Source organism: Gandjariella thermophila (assembly GCF_005405885.1).
Lineage (GTDB): Bacteria > Actinomycetota > Actinomycetes > Mycobacteriales > Pseudonocardiaceae > Gandjariella > Gandjariella thermophila.
Map to the genome: position 1 here is coordinate 23818 of NZ_BJFL01000019.1, position 19814 is coordinate 43631.

At 72.0% G+C, this 19814-nt stretch carries 18 protein-coding genes; 5 read left to right on the forward strand and 13 right to left on the reverse strand.

Going from position 1 to position 19814, the window contains the following annotated elements; translation table 11 throughout:
* Positions 1-35: 35 nt before the first annotated feature.
* From FFT21_RS17550 to FFT21_RS17580, 8 genes are all read right to left on the reverse strand, one after another.
* Positions 36-341, reverse strand: coding sequence for a DUF3817 domain-containing protein (locus FFT21_RS17550; protein WP_137814973.1), 306 nt, complete (start codon positions 339-341; stop codon positions 36-38).
* Between the two features lie 79 nt (positions 342-420).
* Complete coding sequence (locus tag FFT21_RS17555) at positions 421-954, reverse strand: transcriptional regulator (RefSeq protein WP_225978507.1); 534 nt, start codon at positions 952-954, stop codon at positions 421-423.
* Between the two features lie 202 nt (positions 955-1156).
* Positions 1157-1651: a helix-turn-helix transcriptional regulator gene (locus FFT21_RS17560; protein WP_137814974.1), complete on the reverse strand. Its 495-nt coding sequence runs from the start codon at positions 1649-1651 to the stop codon at positions 1157-1159.
* A gap of 607 nt (positions 1652-2258) precedes the next feature.
* Complete coding sequence (locus FFT21_RS29195) at positions 2259-2420, reverse strand: hypothetical protein (RefSeq protein ID WP_192909599.1); 162 nt, start codon at positions 2418-2420, stop codon at positions 2259-2261.
* Between the two features lie 242 nt (positions 2421-2662).
* Positions 2663-3805 carry a CaiB/BaiF CoA transferase family protein gene (locus FFT21_RS17565; RefSeq protein ID WP_137814975.1) on the reverse strand — a complete coding sequence of 381 codons (1143 nt, stop codon included), beginning with the start codon at positions 3803-3805 and terminating at the stop codon, positions 2663-2665.
* A gap of 23 nt (positions 3806-3828) precedes the next feature.
* Positions 3829-4977, reverse strand: coding sequence for an acyl-CoA dehydrogenase family protein (locus FFT21_RS17570; protein ID WP_137814976.1), 1149 nt, complete (start codon positions 4975-4977; stop codon positions 3829-3831).
* A gap of 174 nt (positions 4978-5151) precedes the next feature.
* The gene (locus FFT21_RS17575) at positions 5152-6060 is read right to left on the reverse strand and encodes a phosphotransferase (protein WP_137814977.1); all 909 of its coding nucleotides are present in this window, start codon (positions 6058-6060) and stop codon (positions 5152-5154) included.
* The gene (locus FFT21_RS17580) at positions 6057-7472 is read right to left on the reverse strand and encodes a helix-turn-helix domain-containing protein (RefSeq protein ID WP_225978508.1); all 1416 of its coding nucleotides are present in this window, start codon (positions 7470-7472) and stop codon (positions 6057-6059) included. Before FFT21_RS17580 ends, FFT21_RS17575 begins: the two co-directional genes overlap by 4 nt.
* Before the next feature lie 1165 nt (positions 7473-8637).
* Between FFT21_RS17580 and FFT21_RS17585 the strand changes: the two genes are divergently transcribed.
* From FFT21_RS17585 to fxlM, 4 genes are all read left to right on the forward strand, one after another.
* Positions 8638-8838, forward strand: coding sequence for an FxLD family lanthipeptide (locus FFT21_RS17585; RefSeq protein WP_137814978.1), 201 nt, complete (start codon positions 8638-8640; stop codon positions 8836-8838).
* 85 nt (positions 8839-8923) lie between these two features.
* Positions 8924-12001: a lantibiotic dehydratase gene (locus tag FFT21_RS17590; protein WP_137814979.1), complete on the forward strand. Its 3078-nt coding sequence runs from the start codon at positions 8924-8926 to the stop codon at positions 11999-12001.
* Complete coding sequence (locus FFT21_RS17595; protein WP_192909600.1) at positions 11998-13254, forward strand: lanthionine synthetase C family protein; 1257 nt, start codon at positions 11998-12000, stop codon at positions 13252-13254. Before FFT21_RS17590 ends, FFT21_RS17595 begins: the two co-directional genes overlap by 4 nt.
* A complete protein-coding gene (gene fxlM, locus FFT21_RS17600; RefSeq protein ID WP_137814981.1) occupies positions 13251-14474 on the forward strand; it encodes a methyltransferase, FxLD system in 1224 nt (407 codons plus the stop codon). Before FFT21_RS17595 ends, fxlM begins: the two co-directional genes overlap by 4 nt.
* Positions 14475-14672: 198 nt before the next feature.
* On the opposite strand, the gene pip is transcribed toward fxlM, so the two are convergent.
* From pip to FFT21_RS17625, 5 genes are all read right to left on the reverse strand, one after another.
* On the reverse strand, positions 14673-15629 hold the full coding sequence (gene pip, locus FFT21_RS17605) for a prolyl aminopeptidase (protein WP_192909601.1): 957 nt from the start codon (positions 15627-15629) through the stop codon (positions 14673-14675).
* 229 nt (positions 15630-15858) lie between these two features.
* Positions 15859-16233 carry a DUF779 domain-containing protein gene (locus FFT21_RS17610; RefSeq protein ID WP_137814982.1) on the reverse strand — a complete coding sequence of 125 codons (375 nt, stop codon included), beginning with the start codon at positions 16231-16233 and terminating at the stop codon, positions 15859-15861.
* Entirely contained in the window at positions 16233-17750 is a 1518-nt protein-coding gene (gene adh, locus FFT21_RS17615; RefSeq protein WP_137814983.1) for an aldehyde dehydrogenase, read from the reverse strand. The genes FFT21_RS17610 and adh overlap by 1 nt, the downstream gene beginning before the upstream one ends.
* Before the next feature lie 94 nt (positions 17751-17844).
* Positions 17845-19044 carry a transcriptional regulator gene (locus tag FFT21_RS17620; RefSeq protein ID WP_137814984.1) on the reverse strand — a complete coding sequence of 400 codons (1200 nt, stop codon included), beginning with the start codon at positions 19042-19044 and terminating at the stop codon, positions 17845-17847.
* Between the two features lie 73 nt (positions 19045-19117).
* Positions 19118-19483, reverse strand: coding sequence for a hypothetical protein (locus tag FFT21_RS17625; RefSeq protein WP_137814985.1), 366 nt, complete (start codon positions 19481-19483; stop codon positions 19118-19120).
* On the opposite strand from FFT21_RS17625, the gene FFT21_RS30940 reads away from it, so the two are divergent.
* A complete protein-coding gene (locus tag FFT21_RS30940) occupies positions 19471-19677 on the forward strand; it encodes a hypothetical protein (RefSeq protein WP_264081649.1) in 207 nt (68 codons plus the stop codon). The genes FFT21_RS17625 and FFT21_RS30940 overlap by 13 nt on opposite strands.
* Positions 19678-19814 lie beyond the last annotated feature (137 nt).

Here is a 19814-nt window from a genome sequence, read left to right on the forward strand (position 1 = left end):
CCCGATTGTCCCACCGGAACCGGCGGTGTCGGGAATCAGACGCGCAGGCCGGCCTCGGCGCGGTGCGCCACCTTGCGCTCGGCCACGAAGGACAGGAACGGGATCGTTCCGGCCAACATCACCAGCACGGTGCCCTTCACCGACCAGCGGGACTTGATCGCCAGGTCCGCGACGGCCACCAGGTACACCATGTACAGGAAGCCGTGGATCGGCCCGACCACCTGGACCAGCATGGGCTGGTCGGCGAAGTACTTCAGCGGCATGGCCACCAGGACCAGCAGCAACAGGCCCACACCGACCACGTAGGCCATCACCCGGTACCGGCTCAGGGCACCCTTCATCGGCAGCTGTCGCCTTCCTTGTCGACGTGGAGAATCCTCACCCGGCGGTGACGCCGGGGGGTCAGCTCGGTCCGGCCGGTCAGCTCGCACGGCCGGCGTCCCTGGCGTGGAGTTCGGCGAGGTACCGGTTGTAGGCGGCGAGTTCCTCGTCCGGTTCGTCTTGCGGCGACGGCACCCTCGGGCGCGGCGCCCGCCACGGTGGCGGGCCGGCACGGCGGCTCCGGGGCGCCGGTTCGGGTGCTGCCCGCGCGGCCGGAGACTCGGCGCCGGTCTCGGCCGTGATCGGGGATTCGGCACCGGTATCGGGCGTGGTCGGTGGGTCGCCGGCGGGACGCGGGCGACCGGGCTCCTCCGGGCCGGTCTGGTCGGGTTCGGCTTCCGCGGACTCCGCGGCGTCCCGCGCGGCCGCGAGCCGGCGCATCCGCCAGAACATGTAGAAGGGGAACAGGCCGAACAGCGGCCACTGCAGCACGTAGCCGAGGTTCTGCAGGGTCCCGGTGGCGGACTCGAACCTGTTCCACTGCCACCAGGCGAGCAGCACGCAGCCGACCAGGCACAGCCCGCAGAGGCTCAGCAGGGCCAGCCCGCGGGCGCTGAACAGGTTGCCGCGCACCCTTCGACGCTAACACCGTCGCCCAGGTGACCTGCGACGCACCGGAGGACGGCGCCGAACGCCGCCGGACCGCGGCAGTTCCCGCCACGGGCGGCCGGGCCGGGGAGGAACCCGGACGCCCGTGGCCGGGTCGATATCCGCTGGACCGGGGGGACCAGTCGGCCAGTCTCGGTTGATCTTGCTCGGTCTCGCTCCCTCGCCGTCAGGCGATGTCCCGGCGCTGGCGCTGCAGCCGGGCCACGCACCAGGCCGGTGCGCTGCCGCGGCGCAGGTGTTCCAGCACGGTGAGCGGGCCGAGCCGGCGGCTCAGGTCGGCGGGGCGCAGACCGGCCGCCCGGTACTCCAGGGCGCGCTGGTCGAGTGGGCTGATGCCGGCGTCCCACCACTGCTCGGCCTCGGCGAGATCGCCGATGAGCTGCCACCAGCTGGCCGCCGCGGCCAGCAGGCTGTCGGGCACGCCGGGCAGCCGCCTGCGCATGGCGGCCAGGTAGGCCGGGTCGGCGTCCTCACCGGCGAGCAGGCCGCCGCCGGTGGCGGGGCCGCTGTGCCCGCGCGGCGCCGGGATGCTCGGCGTGGCCAGGGTGGCCTCGGCGAGCCACGCGGCCTTGAGCTCGTTGGTTTCCTGCAGCTCGGCGTCCTGCGCCCGCTCGGAGGTCCACTGCCTCAGCAGCTCGTCCACACCGGAATCGTCGACCATCCCTGCCTCCTCGACCGGCCTGATGATCACCCAATGCCTGCGAACCGTATGCCGGACCACCGACACATCGCTAGACCCGCGAGGGAAGTGGGGCGGCGTTACCAGGGCGTTATTGGTGAACTCCACCCGGAAGGCCCAACGGAGGTGCCGCCAACCGGGCACAAACAACACCCTCCGTAGTCGCAGTGAGCCCCGCCCGCGATCACTCACCGGGCCTTCACACCGCTGGCTCATGGTGGGAAGTTCCCACCATGAGCCAGGACAGGTCAGCCGGTACCGACCTTGACGAGGGCGGGCCGGACACCGACGATGTCGGCACGACGCGGTCGGGACCGGGGATCCGTCGGGGAGATTGGGTGCCACGCTGATCGGGGTGCTGCGTCCTGCTGCGTGCCGGGATGAGCGAGAGATGCGGCGCTGCGTCTCGCGGGACCGGCTCCGTGTCTGTTCTGAGAACGCGCGTTCCGATCGTGTCGCCGGGGCTCGCGGTGACCGGCACGCCCCTGTTTGTCCTGGTAGCTCGCCCCGCCCCTACGATCGCGGGGGCTTCGCCCCGGCGCGTTCCGCACATCAGCATCGCAGGTCGGTCCAGTTCCGGAATCGGCTGTCAGGTGAACACGGTCCGCACGAACGTGATCAGGGCTTCCGCTCCCTGCCTGGCCCAGTCGAGAACCGTGTGCACCGCGTTCGCCGACTCGACGGGCCGGCCGATGAGGAGGTACGCCACGAGGGCGACCACGAGCCACGTCACGAGTTTCTTCGCGTTCACCGCAACCGCCTCCGTCCGATCGTGTCCGCCCTGTCGGCACGTCCCCGTCAAGGGATCATCCGGTGTAGCGAACGGTACCCCGTGCGGCCGACCGAGGGTTCCGCCCGGGATCTCCGTTCCCCTGTCCGGTGCACTGTCACCGCGCGGGGTGCCGTGCGGGTGTCAGTACCTGTTCTTGCGAACTCGCCCCGGCGCGTTCCCGTGCTCGCCATCGCGGGTCGGTCCAGTTCCGGAACAGCCCGTCAGCCGACCAGGCCCTCGGCCCGCAGCCGGCGCACCTCCTCGGCGGGCAGGCCCAGTTCGGCGAGCACGGTGTCGGTGTCCGCGCCGGGGTGAGGCGGCGGCGCGGGAGTCGACGCGGGCGTGCGGCCGAACCGGGGTGCGGGCGCGGGCTGCACCGTGCCGGCGACATCCACGAACGTCTGCCGCTTGCGGTTGTGCGGGTGATCCGGCGCTTCGCCCGGCTCGAGCACCGGCGCGAGGCAGGCGTCGCTGGCCACGGCCAGCTCGGCCCACTCGTCGCGGCTCCGCCGGCGCACCGCGGCCGCGATCTTCTCCCGCAGCTCCGGCCACCGCGCGGTGTCGTCGCGGTCCGGCAGGTCGGCCGGGTCCAGCTCGAGCAGCCGGAGCAGCTCGGCGTAGAACTTCTCCTCCAGCGCGCCGATGCTGACGTAGCGGCCGTCCGCGGTCTGGTAGGTGTCGTAGTAGGGGGCGCCGCCGTCGAGCAGGTTCTCCCCGCGCCCGCCGGACCAGGCGCCGGCCGCGCGCATGCCGTGCAGCATGGTGGTGAGCAGCGCGGCGCCGTCCACCATCGCCGCGTCGACCACCTGGCCGCGGCCCGAGTTCTCCCGCTCGTACAGCGCGGCGAGTACCCCCATGGCGAGCAGCATGCCGCCGCCGCCGAAGTCACCCACCAGGTTCAGCGGCGGCACCGGCGGCCGGCCGGGCCGGCCGATCGGTTCCAGCGCGCCGGCCAGCGAGATGTAGTTGATGTCGTGCCCGGCGCGCGGCGCCAGCGGCCCGTCCTGGCCCCACCCGGTGAGCCGGCCGTAGACCAGCCTCGGGTTGCGGGCCAGGCAGTCCTCCGGGCCGAGACCGAGCCGCTCGGTGACCCCGGCGCGGAAGCCCTCGACCAGCACGTCGGACCGCTCGACCAGGCGCAGCACCAGTTCCACGCCCTCGGCGCGCTTGAGATCCACCGCGATCGAGCGGCGTCCCCGAGCCAGCGGGTCCTGGGTGACCCCGAGCACGTCGGCGCCCCGGCCGACCCGTTCGACGCGAACCACGTCCGCGCCCAGGTCGGCGAGCACCATCGCGGCGAACGGCGCCGCGCCCAGGCCCATCAGCTCCACGACCCGCAGGCCGGCCAGCGGCCCCTGCCCCATCACGCCACCCTTCCGAGAGCCCACTACAGCGAGCGGGCGATCAGTTCCTTCATGATCTCGTTGGTGCCACCGTAGATGCGCTGCACCCGGGCGTCCGTCCAGGCGCGGGCGATCGGGTACTCGGTCATGTAGCCGTAGCCGCCGAAGAGCTGCACGCACTCGTCGACCACCCGGCACAGCCGGTCGGTGCTCCACCACTTGGCCATCGCCGCGGTGGCCGCGTCCAGCTCGCCGGTCAGGTGCCGCTGGACGCAGTCGTCCACGAAGGAGCGGGTGACCGCGGCCTCGGTGGCGCACTCGGCGAGCACGAACCGGGTGTTCTGGAACCCGAGCAGCTCGCGGCCGAACGCCTTGCGCTGCTTGACGTAGTCCACGGTGACCTCGACAGCCCGCTCCAGCGCCGCGATCGAGCTGACCGCGATGATCAGCCGCTCCTGCGGGAGCTGCTGCATGAGCTGGACGAAGCCCTGGCCCTCCTGCCCGCCGAGCAGGTTCGCCGCGGGCACCCGGACGTCGTCGAAGAACAGCTCGGCGGTGTCCTGGCCGTGCAGGCCCACCTTGTGCAGCACCCGGCCGCGGCGGAAGCCCTCCGCGCCGTCGGTCTCCACGACCAGCAGGGACACGCCCCTGGCGCCGGCCGCCGGGTCGGTCTTGGCGACCACGATCACCAGGCCGGCCTGGCTGCCGTTGGTGATGAAGGTCTTCGCCCCGGTCAGCACGTACTCCTCGCCGTCGCGGACCGCCCGGGTGGTGATGCCCTGCAGGTCCGAGCCGGCGCCCGGTTCGGTCATGGCGATCGCGCCGACCAGCTCACCGGAGGCCAGCCGGGGCAGCCACCGCCGCTTCTGCTCCTCGGTGCCGTAGCCGAGCAGGTAGTGCGCCACGATCCCGCTGTGCACGCCGATGCCGAAGCTGGAGTCCCCGGCGCGGGCCTGTTCCTGGTAGATCACCGCCTCGTGGGCGAACGTGCCGCCGCCCCCGCCGTATGTCTCCGGGATGCTGGGGCAGAGCAGGCCGACCTCGCCGGCCTTGTGCCACAGCTCCCGGTCGACGTGCTGCTGCGCGGCGAAGCGCTCCTGGTGCGGCGCAACCTCCTTGGCGAAGAAGGTGCGCGCCAGGTCCCGGATCGGGTCCAGGTCCTCGGTCAGCCATGGCGAGCGTCGAGTGAGCACGGCCGGCGCCTCCCCGTGGGACCGCCAACCGCGGCCCAACTGGACGGTAACTTCCCGGTGGGGAACCTACCTCCATAGTGCCGGGCCGTCGCCGTCCACCCGGTGGGCCCGCCGTGGCTGGCCGTTCGGGGCAGCCGGCCACCGCGCGGGCATGGTCGCGGCCGGGGACGGCGGCTAAGAGATAGCCTGCCAGCGGGTGGATCGGTCGCCGGTGCGGAGGGATCGGATGCGGTGGCGTAGTTCGGCGGCGGCGGCCGGCTTGCTGGGGGCAAGGCGGATGTAGGCGCCGAGGGCGTGCAGTTCGGTGATGTCGCGCAGCAGGGTCCAACCGGGCCAGTCGAGGATGTTGTAGCCGTAGGCGGTCAGGAACCGCGACCGGTCGGCCTCGGGTTCGTGGAAGTGGTCGGGGATGCCGGCGAGCAGGTCCAGTTCGCGGGGACCGAGGCAGGTGCCGTCCCAGTCGATCAGCAGCCAATCGCCGTGGTCACGGACCAGGTTCTCGTTGTGCGCGTCGCCGTGGATGAGGCCTTCCCCCAGCGGGAACTCGGTGTCCGCGAACGTGTCGGCCACGGTGGCCGCGCGGTCGAGCAACCAGGCCCGGTCATCTGTGGTCAGTGCGGGCTGGGGACGGTCCAGGTCGATGGCCAGCGCCTCGTTCAACCGTTGCAGCGGCTGGTAACGGGGCATCGGGAACGGTGGGGCGGGCTGCTTGTGCAGCCGTCGCAGGGGCGCCGCCAGGTCGGCGAGCGAGGGTGGTGGGGTGAGGGCGCGGTGGGGCCAGAAGGTGACGACCGCCCCAGCAGCGATCACTGGTTGCTCACCGGGAAGCGGCGGCAACGCGATCGGATCGGGTTGGGTCGCCAGCCAACGGGTGACCTCGATGCAGGTCTGGGCGCGGCGGCGGCGTACCGGGGTATCGGGGGCCAGGCGGGCGACAGCCCGCTCATGGGGAAGTAGGTACACCGCATTGGAGCGGTGGTGCAGGAGGCGGGCGTCCGCAGGGTTGGCTCCGAAGATCCGGCACGCGGCGTGCAGGGCGTCCAGGCCGGGCAGGCGGGCGTCGGTCGCAGCTGGGTGGCTCATGCCGCAGCGGTCAGCGCGGCGCGGATGTGTTCGCGCAGGTCAGCGACCTCCGGTTTGCGGCTGTGCGGCTGGGCCATCCTGTCCAGGACTCGCAGCCGGGCGTAGCCACGGGTGGAGGACAGCCCGATGATCGCGTCCACCGCCTCGTAGCCGGTGGCCACCGCCGCGTCGATGTCGCCGGCCTGGAACTGCACGGACGCCAGCGGAGGCAGGATGACGGCGCGGCTGCGTTCGTACTCCGCGCCGTAGCCGGTGGCGGCCGCGGTCAGCTTGTCGATGGCGTCGGGGGCGAACTCGGGGCGGGTCAGCGACAGCAGGTAAAGCGAGTGGCCCTGCTGGGCGGTGATCTCGGCGTCGGTGACGAACCAGGCCCACGGCGGGGTCGTGTCCGGGTCGGCAGTGGCGTAGGTGTCCTGGGCGTTGCCGATCGCGCGGCGGGTGGGCTCGGCCTCGCCCAGAGCGGCGCGGCACCATCCGAGGACTGCCGAGATGTAGCCCTGGGTGATCGTGCTGACCGGATGCTTGCGGTTGGCGGCGGTGGCCGAGGCGAGCTGCACGAGGTGCAGTGCCTCGCTGGCGCGGTCGAGGTGCAGGGCTTGGTGCGCCATGTCCAGCAGCACATCGACGGCGAGGTCGGGCGCGCGGGGGTGGTCGTCGGCGCGGCGGGCGGTGTCCAGTGCGTAGGTCCACAGGCGGCGCGCGGCGTCGTGGTCTTCGACGTCGTAGGCCATCCACCCGGCCATGCTGGCCAGCTCGGCGATGGCGACCAGCAGTCGGGTGCGTGTCTCCGGCGTGCAGATGGCGTTCTCCAACTGGCGCACCTGGTGCAGTTGCGTGACCGCCGCCGCGCGGCAGAGGCCACCGCCGTAGGCGAAGTCCGAGCGGCGGAACCCGTCGGTGATCGCCTCGATGGCGTCGACATCGGCCGCGCCGATACGGGGCCGGGTCACCGGTTCGACCTGGCCGGGCAGCAGTGAGCCAAGTCGGGCGAGTTCGGGATGCAGGCTTGATCCCAACGTGGCGGCCGTGACGAGGGCAAGGAAATCCCTGCGCTCCAACCAACTCACCTCCTCGGCGGTCACGGTACCGGCCACGTCGGTCGGGATGTCGGCGGGAAAACCGAGCAAGAATGCCGGAATGCGCAGTACGGTGGCCAGCCTGGCGGCCAACTTGACGTGGGTGAGCCGGCGCTCGCCGCGTTCGACGGCGGAGACCCGAGACTGCGACAGACCCAGCAGGTCAGCGAGCTGGAGTTGCGACAGCCCGGTCTGCTGCCGGACGGCGGCGAACACCGCGCCGAAGTCGTAGCGGGCCAACGCGGCGCGCAGGGCCGCGTCCTCGTAGAACCCCTCCGGGATCGGCGCCTGGAACCCGCAGGCGCGGGCGCAGGAGCCGCACATCGTGTCGTTCACGCCGACACGCAGCAGGGTGCCGCAGAACCGGCAGCGTCGTCCCGGACCATTCATGGTTCGCCTTCCAATACCAGACGTACCCGTCCAGGTTCACAGCGTAACCACCGCTCGGGCGGCGTGCGCCGGGCGTCTTCATGGCTGGAGAGGCACTAGTCGCTCGCTTCGCCTACCGCCGTGTCAAGCCCCATTGGGGCTAGCCCCAATGGGGATCGGATACCCCGGTGTCGGCCGGCACCGTGGACGACATGGCGATGCCGCTGTTGATGAACGAGGAGAACGCGCTCCGACCGCCCCTGGCTGGGTCATCCGGTTCGGCGCCCGCGCCGGTCCCGTCGACGGCGGCGGCCGACGCAAGCCCCCGGTGGTCCGACCCGGACCCCCGACCCGGGTCGGGCCACTGGGTTCCCACCGCATGGGTAGGAGCCGCGCGGCCAGTGCTGACCTTCCCCACCGGCGGTCACCGATGTGGTCTGTACCGGGTGGTGTGTGGGTTCTACGAGTGCCTGCACGGCCACGTCCGCCGGATCAGCGTCCGTGCCAGGGGAGGTACGGCATGAGCGCCGGCGCGACCACCCGTGAACAGCGGGCGTGATCGGGGTGCGATCGGTGACGGCGGACAGAACACCAGTGCAGCCCACAAGCCCAGTCGGATGGTGGTGGGGCACCAACCGGCCCGGCGGTACCTTCTATGCCGGCCGCGCCCACGTCGTGCAACCCGACCAGCCGATGGCCGGGTTGTGTGGCCTGCCGGTGTCCGACGTCTGGGAACTGCGCCCGCCGAGCCCGGAGCGTCTGTGCCCGGACTGCTGCGTGCTGGCGATGACCGCCTCCTATCCACCGTTTCCGCCGACACCCGCACCGCCGCTGCCCAGGAGGGCCGCAAGCCCCGGTGCCCCGCTTCTGGTACCGGCGGTATCGGCCGAGCAGACCGCCGTGATGCCCGTAGTCGGCGCGGACGACGCCCCATGAGCCCACCTGTGGACGCGGTGCCCACGGCCCGCCCTGCCCGGTGCTGCGCGCCCATATCCGCGCCCCGATCAGCCTCGCTCAGCTAGCCGCACGCCAGCCGTGCACACATCAGGGTCCTGACCGGAAAGTGCTTGCCCCGCAAGGGTTCCACGGCCAGGTTAAAGAAGATCAGCCCATCACCAACGAAAGGATCAGCATGCCCGCAACCCTCACCACCGAGGCCCTGTCCAAGACGGCCGCGGCCGTCCCCACGTCGGCTGTCGAGGACCCGTTCGCCCTCGACATCCAGATCATCACCGATGTACCGGCGGGTCATCCGCTCGCCGCCTGCAAGGGCGGCACCGACGACGGATGCGACCCGACCTGCGCGTCGGCGTGCATCAGCGACGGGGTGTGAGCCGATCCGTTTCGCGGGGGCCGGGAGCGTGTTTGCCGGCCCCCGCGGTTCCCGCCCGATCGCGACAGGTGGCCGGAGGATGAGGATGCGCGAGGCGAAACCGCTCTACCGCCACGTCGATGTCGCGTTGTTGCGCGCCGCCGCCGCAGCGCTGACCGACGCACCCGAGCGGTGGCCCGATCCGGGCGACATCGCCGGGTGCCGCACCTGGCTGGACAAGGTGTGGTCCAACACCGATTTCGCCGAGGCCATCACCATGGCCAGCCGGTCGCTGGCCGACCGCGTGATGGCGATCCGCACCGGCCGCGCGGTGGACGACAAACAGGTCCGCCGCGCCACCCTGGCCACTGCCCGCTATCTGCTGCGCAGCATCGGACGCCCCACTCCGTTCGGGTTGTTCGCCGGCGTGACCGGCGTGACCCTCGGGCGGTCCACTGACGTGCGCTGGGGCAGCGCCCACCGGTGCCTGGCCCGCGTGAACACCGTCTGGCTGGCCGATGTCATCGACCGGTTGGAGAGCTGCCCGGAGCTGCTGGACCGCCTGAACGTCCAGGTCAACGACCTCGCGGTCCGGCGCGGTGGGCGGCTGGAGGTGCCGCACGGTCCGAACCGGGTCAGCATCCGCAACACGCACGCTGTTGACGCCGTCCGCGACGCGGCGGCCATCCCGATCCGGTTCGGCACGCTGGCCGCGCACCTGGCCACGGCATTTCCCGCCGCCGATCCGGCCACGGTTCGCGCGATGCTCACCGACCTCGTGGGGCAGGACTACCTGATCACCAACCTGCGTGCCCCGTTCACCATGACCGACCCGCTGGCCCACCTGCTCGACCAACTCCACACGGCCGGAGCGGACACCCTGGCCGACGCCGCCCCGGACACCGCGGCGCTCGTGCGCGACCTGGACGACATCCACGCCGAGCTGGCCCGGCACAACGACGCGGACCCGGCCGAGCAGCCCGCCATCCGCGAGACGATCACCTCGCGGATGGCCGAGGTCTCCGGGCAAGGACGGACCCTGCTCACCGGTGACCTCGTGCTCGACTGCGCGGTGTGGCTGCCGCAGCAGGTCGCGCGGGAGATGGAGCAGGCCGCCAGCGCGCTGCTGCGGCTGACCCGGCATCCGGCCGGTGAGCCGACGTGGCGGGCCTACCATGCGGCTTTCGTGGACCGGTACGGCACCAGCACGCTGGTGCCGCTGGTCGACGTGCTCGATCCGGACACCGGCCTGGGGTATCCGGCCGGCTACCCCGGCAGCGTCCTGCCCACACCCTCCTCCGGCACAGCCGAACGCGATCAACGGCTGCTCGCCCTAGCGTGGGAGGCGATCAGCACCGGCACTGGCGAAATCACCCTCACCGACGAGATGATCGCGGCGCTGACCGGCGAGGGGTTCGCCGAGCCCTCCATCCCGCCGCACGTCGAGCTGGCCGCCCGCGTCCACGCCCCCAGCATCGAGGCGCTGGACCGGGGCGAGTTCACCCTCTCCGTCGCGCCGGCCCGCGCCGCCGGAACCCTCACCTCGCGGTTCACCCCGCTGGCCACCGGGACCGGGCTGGCCGAGGCGTACCGGGGGCTGCCCGCCGCCACCGAGAACGCGCTGCGGGTCCAACTGAGCTTCGGCCCGCTGTACCCGAACGCGGAGAACGTCTGCCGCGTGCCCGCCTACCTGGATCATCTGCTGCCGCTGGGAGAACACCGCCACCTCGACGACACCGGCGGGGCCAGGCTGCTGACGGTGAACGACCTCGGGGTCACCGCGACCCGCGACCGGCTGCACCTGGTCAGCCTCTCCCGGCGGCGTGTGGTGGAGCCGCAGGTGTTCCACGCGCTCGACCTGCGCAAGCAGCCTCCGGCCGTGGTGCGGTTCCTGGCCCACCTGCCGCGGGCGTTCTCCGCAGGCTGGTACCAGTTCGACTGGGGACCGCACGTCAACCTGCCGCGCCTGCCGCGGGTGCGCTACCGGCGTACCGTCCTGTTTCCGGCGCAGTGGCGGCTGACCCCCGACGATCTGGCCGACCCGCACGGCGGGCGCGAGTGGCGGCAGGCGTTGGACCGGTGGCGCGCTCGCTGGGACTGCCCCGCCGTGGTCGAGCTGCGCGACGCCGACCGCACCCTGCGCCTCACCTTGGACGAGCCCATCCATCTGGAATTGCTGCGCGCCCACCTGGCCCGGCACGGGCAGGCCATCCTCATCGAGGCCGCTCCGCCATCGGCGTTCGGGTGGCTCGGCGGGCACGTCCACGAAATCGCCGTGCCCCTCGTCACCACGGGCAAACCCGCGCCCAACCCCCTGCGCGAGCACCTGCCGGTCGTGACGAACAGCCACGGGCAGGTCCCCGGTGCCCCGGCCACCCGGTGGCTGTCGGCGAAGCTGTTCACCCACCCGGAGCGGATGAACGAGATCATCGCCGAGCACCTGCCCACGCTGCTGGCCACCCTCGATGCCCACGGGTTCGAGGCGGCGTGTTGGTGGCTGCGATACCGCGGCCCGCACGAAACTGACCACCTGCGGCTGCGTCTTCGCACCGCCACGGACCGTTACGGTACGTGCACGAACATTGTCGGGGAGTGGTCGCAGCGAATGCGGGACGCAGGGTTAGTCGGACGGCTCGTCCTCGACACCTACCTGCCGGAGGTCGGCCGCTACGGCCAAGGCCCGGCGCTGGAGGCCGCGGAGAACGTCTTCGTCGCCGACTCGGCCGCCGTGGCCGCGCTGTTGCGGCACCAGCCCACCACCGACACCGATCTCGCGCTCGTCGTGGCGAACATGGTCGGCATCGTCACCGGCTTCTTCGGTGACCCGGCCGAGGCCATGACCTGGCTGGCCGCCCGGCCCGTGGCCGCAACACCCGCCGTCAACCGGGCCGTGACCGACCGGGCCATCCTCCTGGCGACCGAGCCGGCCGCGTTGGCGCAGATTCCCGGCTGGGCAGCCGAGATCGGCCCGGCGTGGGCTCGGCGCGCCTACGCCCTGCGCCACTACCGGAAGGCCCTCCCGGCGCAGGCGAGCGTCGACGTGGTGCTGGAGTCTGTGCTGCACATGCTGCACAACCGGCTCGTCGGCATTGACCCGGACAGCGAACGCACCTGCCGCCGGCTGGCCCGGCAAGCCGCGCTCGCCTGGCGAGCCCGCCACCACGACGGCGGTACGGCCCGGTGACCGGCTACACCTCTCCCGGCACCCTGCCGCCGGAGCGGGAGCCCACGCCCGACTGGGGGCAGTCCCTGTCCGGCGGGGCCGGGCTGGCGCTGCTTCATATCGCCTACGCGCACGCCGGCATCGGCGACTGGCCCACCGCCCACAAGTGGGTGAAGGCCATGACCGCTCACCCGGTGGCGGCCCACGCCGAGGCCAGCCTGTACCAGGGCGCCCCGGCCGTCGCCTATGTGCTGCGCACCGCCGGACAACCGGCATACACCCCGGTGCTGGCCCGCCTGGACCAGCACGTCGCGGAGATCACCCGCACCCGCCTGGTCCGCGGCCACGAGCGGATCGACCGCGGCGCCTTGCCGGAGCTGCGGGAGTTCGATCTGATCAACGGGCTGACCGGACTCGGGGTGTGCCTGCTTCAGGCCGTCCACGCCGACCCGAACCACCCCGGCGGCGAACCGCTGCGCGACGTGCTGACCTACCTGGTCCGGCTGACCGGCCAAATCACCGTGAACGGCGTCGCGCTGCCCGGCTGGTGGACCGCCAACGGCCCGTCCGGCCGCTCCGATCCGCGGTGGCCCGGCGGCCACGCAAACCTCGGAATGGCACACGGCATCGCCGGGCCGCTGGCGCTGCTGTCCGCCGCCATGATCGGCGGCATCACCGTACCCGGACACGCCGACGCGATCGAACTCACCGACTGGTTCCTCAACTTCTGGCGCTGCGGCCCGGAAACCGGCCCCTGGTGGCCCGGCATGATCTCGGCCCGCGAATGGGCCAACGCCGCAACCGACCAGCCGGGGCCGCAACGACCGTCCTGGTGCTACGGCACCCCCGGCCTGGCTCGCGCCCTCCACCTGGCCGCCCAGGCACTGGACGCTCCCACCAGGGTGGCCGAGGCCAAGGTCGTGCTCCTCGCGTGCATCACCGACGACGCCCAGCTCGACCAGCTCGGCGATGACTCGCTCTGCCACGGCTGGGCCGGGCTGGTGCACACCGCCCGCCGGATGCTCGCCGACGCCGAACCCGGCAGCGAAGCCGAGGCCCTGGCTCGGCTGGAACACCGCTGGCGGCACCGCCGCACCCGGGCAACCCGAAAACTGTCGGAGTCCAGCGGGATGCTGGAAGGCGGCGCCGGAGTCGCGCTCACCGACCTGCCGCCGGGCACCGGATGGGACGCCTGCCTGCTCACCACTCCGCCCACGGGTGTGCCGATCAGCTCACCCGGATCGGTACCAACGCATACGGAAGGAACCGGATGACCGACTCCAGCACCGCCACCAGCACTCGTCCCGAGCACCTGCGTGAGCAGATGATCAGCAACATCCGCACCAGCGGTCACCTGCACTCCGAGCGCATCGAGCAGGCGTTCCGGGCCGTTGCACGGCACCGGTTCGTGCCAGCGGCCTCGGTCGAGGAGGCGTACGCCAACAAGGCGATCACCATCAAGCCCGGCGCGGATCGGCCCGCCAGTTGCGCCTCGGTACCCACCGTGGTGGCGATGATGCTCGGCCAGCTTGACCCGCAGCCCGGCGAGAACGTGCTGGAGATCGGCGCCGGAACCGGATACAACGCAGCCCTGCTGGCTGAACTCGTCGGACCTACCGGCAGCGTCACTACCGTCGACATCCACCCCGACGTCACCGACCACGCCCGCCACGCCTTGGCCGAGACCGGCTACGGCCGGGTGCGGGTGGTCACCGGCGACGGCGCCCTCGGCGAACCGGACCACGCCCCCTACGACAAGATCATCGTCACCGTCGGGCCGTGGGACCTGCCCCCGGCCTGGTTGGAGCAGCTCGCCCCCGGCGGCACCCTGGTGGTCCCGCTGCACTGGCGCGGCCAAGCCCGCAGCATCGCCTTCACCCGCCACGACACGTATCTGCGGGCGGAGAACAGCCAGCTCTGTGGGTTCATCCCCATGATCGGTATCGTGCCCACCGGCGAGCAGACCGGCAGCATCACCGACAACGTCGCGCTGCACTGGGATGTTGACCAGAACATCGACCCCGCCGCACTGCGAGAGGTGTTCACCGGACCGGAGACCACTGTGTGGTCCGGTGCTTCCGTGGTCGCCAACGAGCCGTTCGACCACATCTGGCTGTGGCTGACCGCCACCGAATCCGGCACCTGCCGCTTGGACGCCGACGACGAGGCCATCGAGGCCGGTGTCTGCCGTCCCGCGTTCTCCTACCGCACTCCCGCGATCGTCGAGGGCGACTCCCTGGCCTACCTCACCAAGCCTCGCCCCATCGACGAGCCCGGCCCGGACGGCGAACGCCGCTACGAACTCGGCGCAACCGGGCACGGCCCCGCGGCCGCCCAGCTCGCCGAGCGGCTGGTCAGGCAGATCCAGCGCTTCGACCGCGACCGCGCCGCCCAGCCCGTCATCACCGCCTACCCCGCCGGAACGGCCGACGAGGACCTGCCCACCGGCGTGGTCATCGACAAGCACCACGTCCGCATGGTCGTCATACCCTGACCGGCCAGCAACGGACGCGTCGAGCACGTGTTCTGTCAACGCGCTGTCCATCCGGGTCGCGCAGCCGCTCGGGGTTCGTGCAGACGGGCGCCACCGGGATATCCGGGCGTAAATCGCTGGTCTTTCGGCGAAGGGCACTGGCGCGATGAAGCTGGTACGAGCGAACGAGCCAGCTTGCGGATCGAGATGGGACCAGCCCTACGAAGGCGGTTGGACGCTGCTCATGGCGTCGATGGCCGCGACGAACTCGTCATCCATGCTGCCGCCGAAGTGCCCGGCGTCGTCGACCACCACCAAGCGGCTCGCGGGCCAGGCCTTGTGCAGTTCCCAGGCCGTGTCGAGCGGTCCGGATACGTCGTGCCGGCCGTGGATCAGCACGGCGGGGATGTGGGCGATGCGGTGCAGGTTGGCCATCACCTCGTTGTCGGCCAGAAAGCAGCCGTGCCCCCAGTAGTGGGTCACCAGCCGGGCGAAGACCTGCTGCCAGGGGAGTTCCCGCACACTGAGGTGCGGCGTGTAACCGGGCGCCAGGGACATGTGGGTGTCCTCCCATGCGCACCAGCGCCGCGCGGCCTCCTCCCGCAGAGCCGGGTCGGGACTGGCCAGCAGCCGGGCGTAGGCGGCGGCCAGGTCACCGGCGCGCTCAGCTTCGGGCACCAGTTCGACGAAGCGGTCCCACTCCCGGGGAAACACCCGCCCCATGTCACGGGTGATCCACTGCGTCTCGCGCCACCGACCGGAGGTCACGGCGACCAGCACCATGCCGAGCACTCGTTCGGGATGCCGCTCGGCATAGACCAGACCGAGGGTCACCCCCCACGAGCCGCCGACCACGACCCACCGGTCAATGCCGAGGTGGACGCGCAGCCGCTCGAGATCGCCGACCAGATGATCAGTGGTGTTGGTCGACAGGTCAGCGTCGGGATCAGTGGCCAGGGGCCGACTACGGCCGCAACCCCGCTGGTCGAAGATCACCGCCCGGTACCGGGAGGGATCGAAGTAGCGCCGGCTGCCCGGTGAGGCCGGAGCCCCCGGCCCGCCGTGCAGCCACACCACCGGAGTTCCCGCAGGCGAGCCGACCGTCTCCCAGTAGATGGAATGGCCGTCGCCGACATCGAGGTGGCCACGGTCGTAGGGCTCGATCGGCGGGTACATGCCGGCAATCCTGCCAGGCGGCAGCACCACGCCCGCCGGTCGCTGCGGCCGGGTGCTGGGAAAGCACGCACGCCCGGTTCTGGGGGGACCGGCGGGGCAACCCGCCGGTCCGCCCGACAGCCGACCAGAAGACCAGGCCCGGCCTGGCCGGTGGCTGTGAAACGTCCACCCGGTGGGCCCGCCGTGGATGGCCGTTCGGGGTAGTCGGCCACCCACGGCGGGGTTCTCCTCAGGGGCGCGGTCCCCTGACCACCGGGTCCGCCGCGCGCAGCTCGTCGTCGGTGAGCAGGCGCGAGCGGATGAGGAACCGCACGCCCTCGGGAGCCTCCAGGCTGAATCCGGAGCCCCGGCCGGTCACCACGTCCACGGTGAGGTGGGTGTGCTTCCAGTACTCGTACTGGCCGGCCGACATGTAGAACGGGGTGCCGGCCACGTCCCCGAGGTACACGTCGGACTCGCCGACGCGGAACTCGCCGCGCGGGTAGCACATCGGCGAGCTGCCGTCGCAGCACCCGCCGGACTGGTGGAACAGCAGCGGCCCGTGCCGCCGTTCCAGCTTGCCCAGCAGCTCCTCGGCGGCCGGCGTGATCGCCACCCGGGCCATCAGAACAGACCCATCGCCTTGGGGCTGTAGCTGACCAGCATGTTCTTGGTCTGCTGGTAGTGGTCGAGCATCTTCAGGTGGGTCTCCCGGCCGATGCCGGACTGCTTGTAGCCGCCGAACGCGGCGTGCGCCGGGTAGGCGTGGTAGCAGTTCACCCAGACCCGGCCCGCCTCGATGCCGCGGCCCAGCCGGTAGGCGGTGTTGGTGTCCCTGGTCCACACCGCGGCGCCAAGCCCGTAGAGCGTGTCGTTGGCGATGCGCAGCGCCTCGTCGGTGTCGGAGAACGTGGTCACCGACACCACCGGGCCGAAGATCTCCTCCTGGAAGATCCGCATGCCGTTGTGCCCGGAGAAGATGGTCGGCTCCACGTAGTAGCCGTCCGGGTACTTCGCCACGGTGCGCCGGTGGCCGCCGGTGAGCACCTCCGCGCCCTCCTGCCGGCCGATCTCCAGGTAGGACAGGATCTTCTCGAGCTGGTCGTTGCTCGCCTGCGCGCCGATCATGGTGGCCGGGTCGAGCGGGTCGCCGGCCACGATCCGCTCGGTGCGGGCGATCGCCCGGGACATGAACTCGTCCCAGATGGACTCGTGCACCAGCGCGCGGGACGGGCAGGTGCACACCTCACCCTGGTTCAGCGCGAACAGGACGAAGCCCTCGACCGCCTTGTCCAGGAACTCGTCGTCCGCGGCGCACACGTCGGGCAGGAAGATGTTCGGGCTCTTGCCGCCCAGTTCCAGGGTGACCGGGATGATGTTCTCCGAGGCGTACTGCATGATCAGCCGCCCGGTGGTGGTCTCCCCGGTGAACGCGACCTTGGCGATCCTCGAGTTGGCGGCCAGCGGCTTGCCCGCCTCGACGCCGAACCCGTTGACGATGTTCAGCACGCCGTCCGGCAGCAGGTCGGCGATCAGCTCGGCGAACAGCAGGGCGGTCGTCGGGGTCTGCTCGGCCGGCTTGAGCACCACGCAGTTGCCGGCGGCCAGCGCGGGCGCCAGCTTCCACGCCGCCATCAGCAGCGGGAAGTTCCACGGGATGATCTGGCCGACCACGCCGAGCGGCTCGTGGAAGTGGTAGGCGACGGTGTCAGCGTCGATCTCGCCGATGGACCCCTCCTGGGCGCGGATCGCGCCGGCGAAGTAGCGGAAGTGGTCCACGGCCAGCGGCAGGTCGGCGGCCAGCGTCTCGCGGACCGGCTTGCCGTTCTCCCAGCACTCGGCGACCGCCAGCCGCTCGAGGTTCTCCTCCATCCGGTCCGCGATCCGCAGCAGGATGGTGGACCGCTCGGTCGGGCTGGTGCGCGCCCATGCCTCCCTGGCCGCGTGCGCCGCGTCGAGCGCCAACTCGATGTCCGCGGCGGTGGACCGGGCGACCTGGGTGAACGGCTTGCCGTCGATCGGTCCGATGTCGTCGAAGTACCGACCCTCCACCGGGGCGACCCATTTGCCGCCGATGAAGTTGTCGTACCGCTCGGCGAACCTGACCGGGCTGCCCGGCTGTCCTGGCTGTGCGTACGCCATTGCTGCACCTCCGAACGCGCCTCCGCCCGCCTCCTCGCGGGCGTGGTGCGCGTCACGCTAGGAACCGGAGGGTTGGTGAAAGGTTGGTTCGCCCTCAGGCGTCCGCGGCGGCCAGGCGGGCACGCAGCAGCGCGGCCCTCGGATCGTGCTCGGGCAGCGTGCGCAGCGCGGCGAGCAGCACGCCGGTGTCCTCGGGATGTTCCTCGGACCAGCGCAGCGCGGCGTCCGGGTCGGGCCGGCGGAGCAGGCCCTCGCGCACCGAGACGGTGACGAACTCGGCCCACTGCGCCAGTTCCGGGGACTCGGTGCCGGGCAGCAGCGCGCCGGTGTACCGGGCGGCGGCGCCGCGCACGTCGCCGCGCCGCACCGCGTCGAGCAGTTCGGTGACGTCGCAGCGCACCTCGCCGAGCAGCCGGTACGGCCGGGACGCGATGCGCCGGCCGAGCAGCCGCCGCAGATGGGACACCTCCGCCTTGAGCGTCGCCCGGCTGACCGTGGCGTCCCCGTACACCCGGGCGTGCAGCTCGCCGGCGGTCAACCCGTCGGGCGCCAGGGCGAGCAGCGCGACGATCTCCGCCTGCCGCGGGGTGAGCGCGATCCGCCGCTCGCCGATGCGCACCTCGGGGCGGCCGAGCAGCCGGACGGAAAGCGGCGCCTCGGGCGGTTGGGGCTCGCGCGGGGTGGCCGCCACCGCGCTGGCCAGCAGCCGGCCGAGCGCCCGGGCGGTGGGCAGGCCGAGCGACTGGTCCCGGTCCCAGGTGGTGGACAGGTCGAGCACGCCGAGCTGCTCCCCGGTGTGCGGGTCGGGCACCGGGACGGCGTAGCACACCCAGTCCTGCACGTTGGGGTTGAAGTGCTCGGCGGACCACACGGTGGCCGGCCCCCGGGTGCGCCAAGCGAGGTCCAGGGCGTTGGTGCCGATGCTGGCCTCGTCCCAGCGGCCGCCCGGGGCGAAGTTCAGCCGCTCCGCCCTGCGGCGCATGGTCACGCTGCTCGCCGTCCACATGATGCGGGTGTCCTGGTCGGTGACCGCGACGATGACCTGGCCGTCGTCGGCGACCCGGTGCAGCTCGTCGCGCAGTGCGGTCACCGCCCTGCCGAGCGGGCTGTGCCGCCACTCCGGCGAGGGATCGTCGGCGGGCGCCTCGGTGCGGCGGTGCGCTCCCTCGCGCAGCGAGCGGCCCCAGCTCCCGGCAACCTCGGGCCGCAGGCCGTCCAGGGGGTGACCATTGGTGGCGACGAACCGCTCCCACCGCCGCGCGAGGCTGTCCCGGCCGGCACGCGTGCGTTCCACCGAAGGCCACCTCCAGCCACGCCGCTCTCGGAACACCTCAACCGGCAACTGTAGGGATCTCGGTACCGCCCGGCTACCACCCACGGCGCCGCCACAGCGCGGCCAGCCGCTCGACGCCGGTGTGCACCGCCTCCTGGGCCGCGAAGGGCAGCCGCAGCCGGTCCCGCTGGCCTTCGGTCGCGGAGAACACCGGGCCCGGGGTGAGCAGCACGCCGCCCGTGTCGACCATCGCGTCGGCGACCGCCCGCCCGGCCGAGGGCGGCAGTTGCACGCCGACCGGGGTGTGCACGGCCGGCAGCAGGTACACCAGCCGTGGCCGGCGGGCGCGGACCAGCCGCAGCAGCATCTCCACGTCCACCCCGTCCGCGCGGTGCGGCGCGGTGCGCAGCCGCACCCCGCGCTCCCGGAACACCTCCAGCGCGCAGCGTGGTGTACGCACTGACCAGCGTTCCGCGGCTCACCGCCAGCGCGCGGGCCAGCACGCGCTCGGACGGCAGCAGCGCGCCGGGCGGCAGGTCACCCGCGCCGATCAGCGCGGTGAGCGCCATGGCGAGTTGGCGGTGCAGCGGCTCCCGGGAGCCGGTGCACCAGCCGTCCAGCAACCGCGCGAGCTGCGTCTCGCTGATCCGTTGACCGGTCACGAAAGTCGTCCACTTCCGATGAACTGGACTCGCCGGCTTGCGGGCAAGCCTTACCGTGGACACGGTAGCGCCTCGGTGCGGTGATGGTGATCTTGGCGTCCACCGGTGCTACCGACGAACTGGGGTGAT

Bases quoted from the DNA above. Each gene is read 5' to 3' on its own strand.
- FFT21_RS17560 (WP_137814974.1), bottom strand. From the start codon at position 1,651: ATGGTCGACGATTCCGGTGTGGACGAGCTGCTGAGGCAGTGGACCTCC.
- FFT21_RS17590 (WP_137814979.1), top strand. From the start codon at position 8,924: ATGCGCGAGGCGAAACCGCTCTACCGCCACGTCGATGTCGCGTTGTTG.
- FFT21_RS17565 (WP_137814975.1), bottom strand. From the start codon at position 3,805: ATGGGGCAGGGGCCGCTGGCCGGCCTGCGGGTCGTGGAGCTGATGGGC.
- FFT21_RS17550 (WP_137814973.1), bottom strand. From the start codon at position 341: ATGAAGGGTGCCCTGAGCCGGTACCGGGTGATGGCCTACGTGGTCGGT.
- FFT21_RS17610 (WP_137814982.1), bottom strand. From the start codon at position 16,233: ATGGCCCGGGTGGCGATCACGCCGGCCGCCGAGGAGCTGCTGGGCAAG.
- pip (WP_192909601.1), bottom strand. From the start codon at position 15,629: ATGTACCCGCCGATCGAGCCCTACGACCGTGGCCACCTCGATGTCGGC.
- FFT21_RS17575 (WP_137814977.1), bottom strand. From the start codon at position 6,060: ATGAGCCACCCAGCTGCGACCGACGCCCGCCTGCCCGGCCTGGACGCC.
- fxlM (WP_137814981.1), top strand. From the start codon at position 13,251: ATGACCGACTCCAGCACCGCCACCAGCACTCGTCCCGAGCACCTGCGT.
- adh (WP_137814983.1), bottom strand. From the start codon at position 17,750: ATGGCGTACGCACAGCCAGGACAGCCGGGCAGCCCGGTCAGGTTCGCC.
- FFT21_RS17585 (WP_137814978.1), top strand. From the start codon at position 8,638: ATGCCCGCAACCCTCACCACCGAGGCCCTGTCCAAGACGGCCGCGGCC.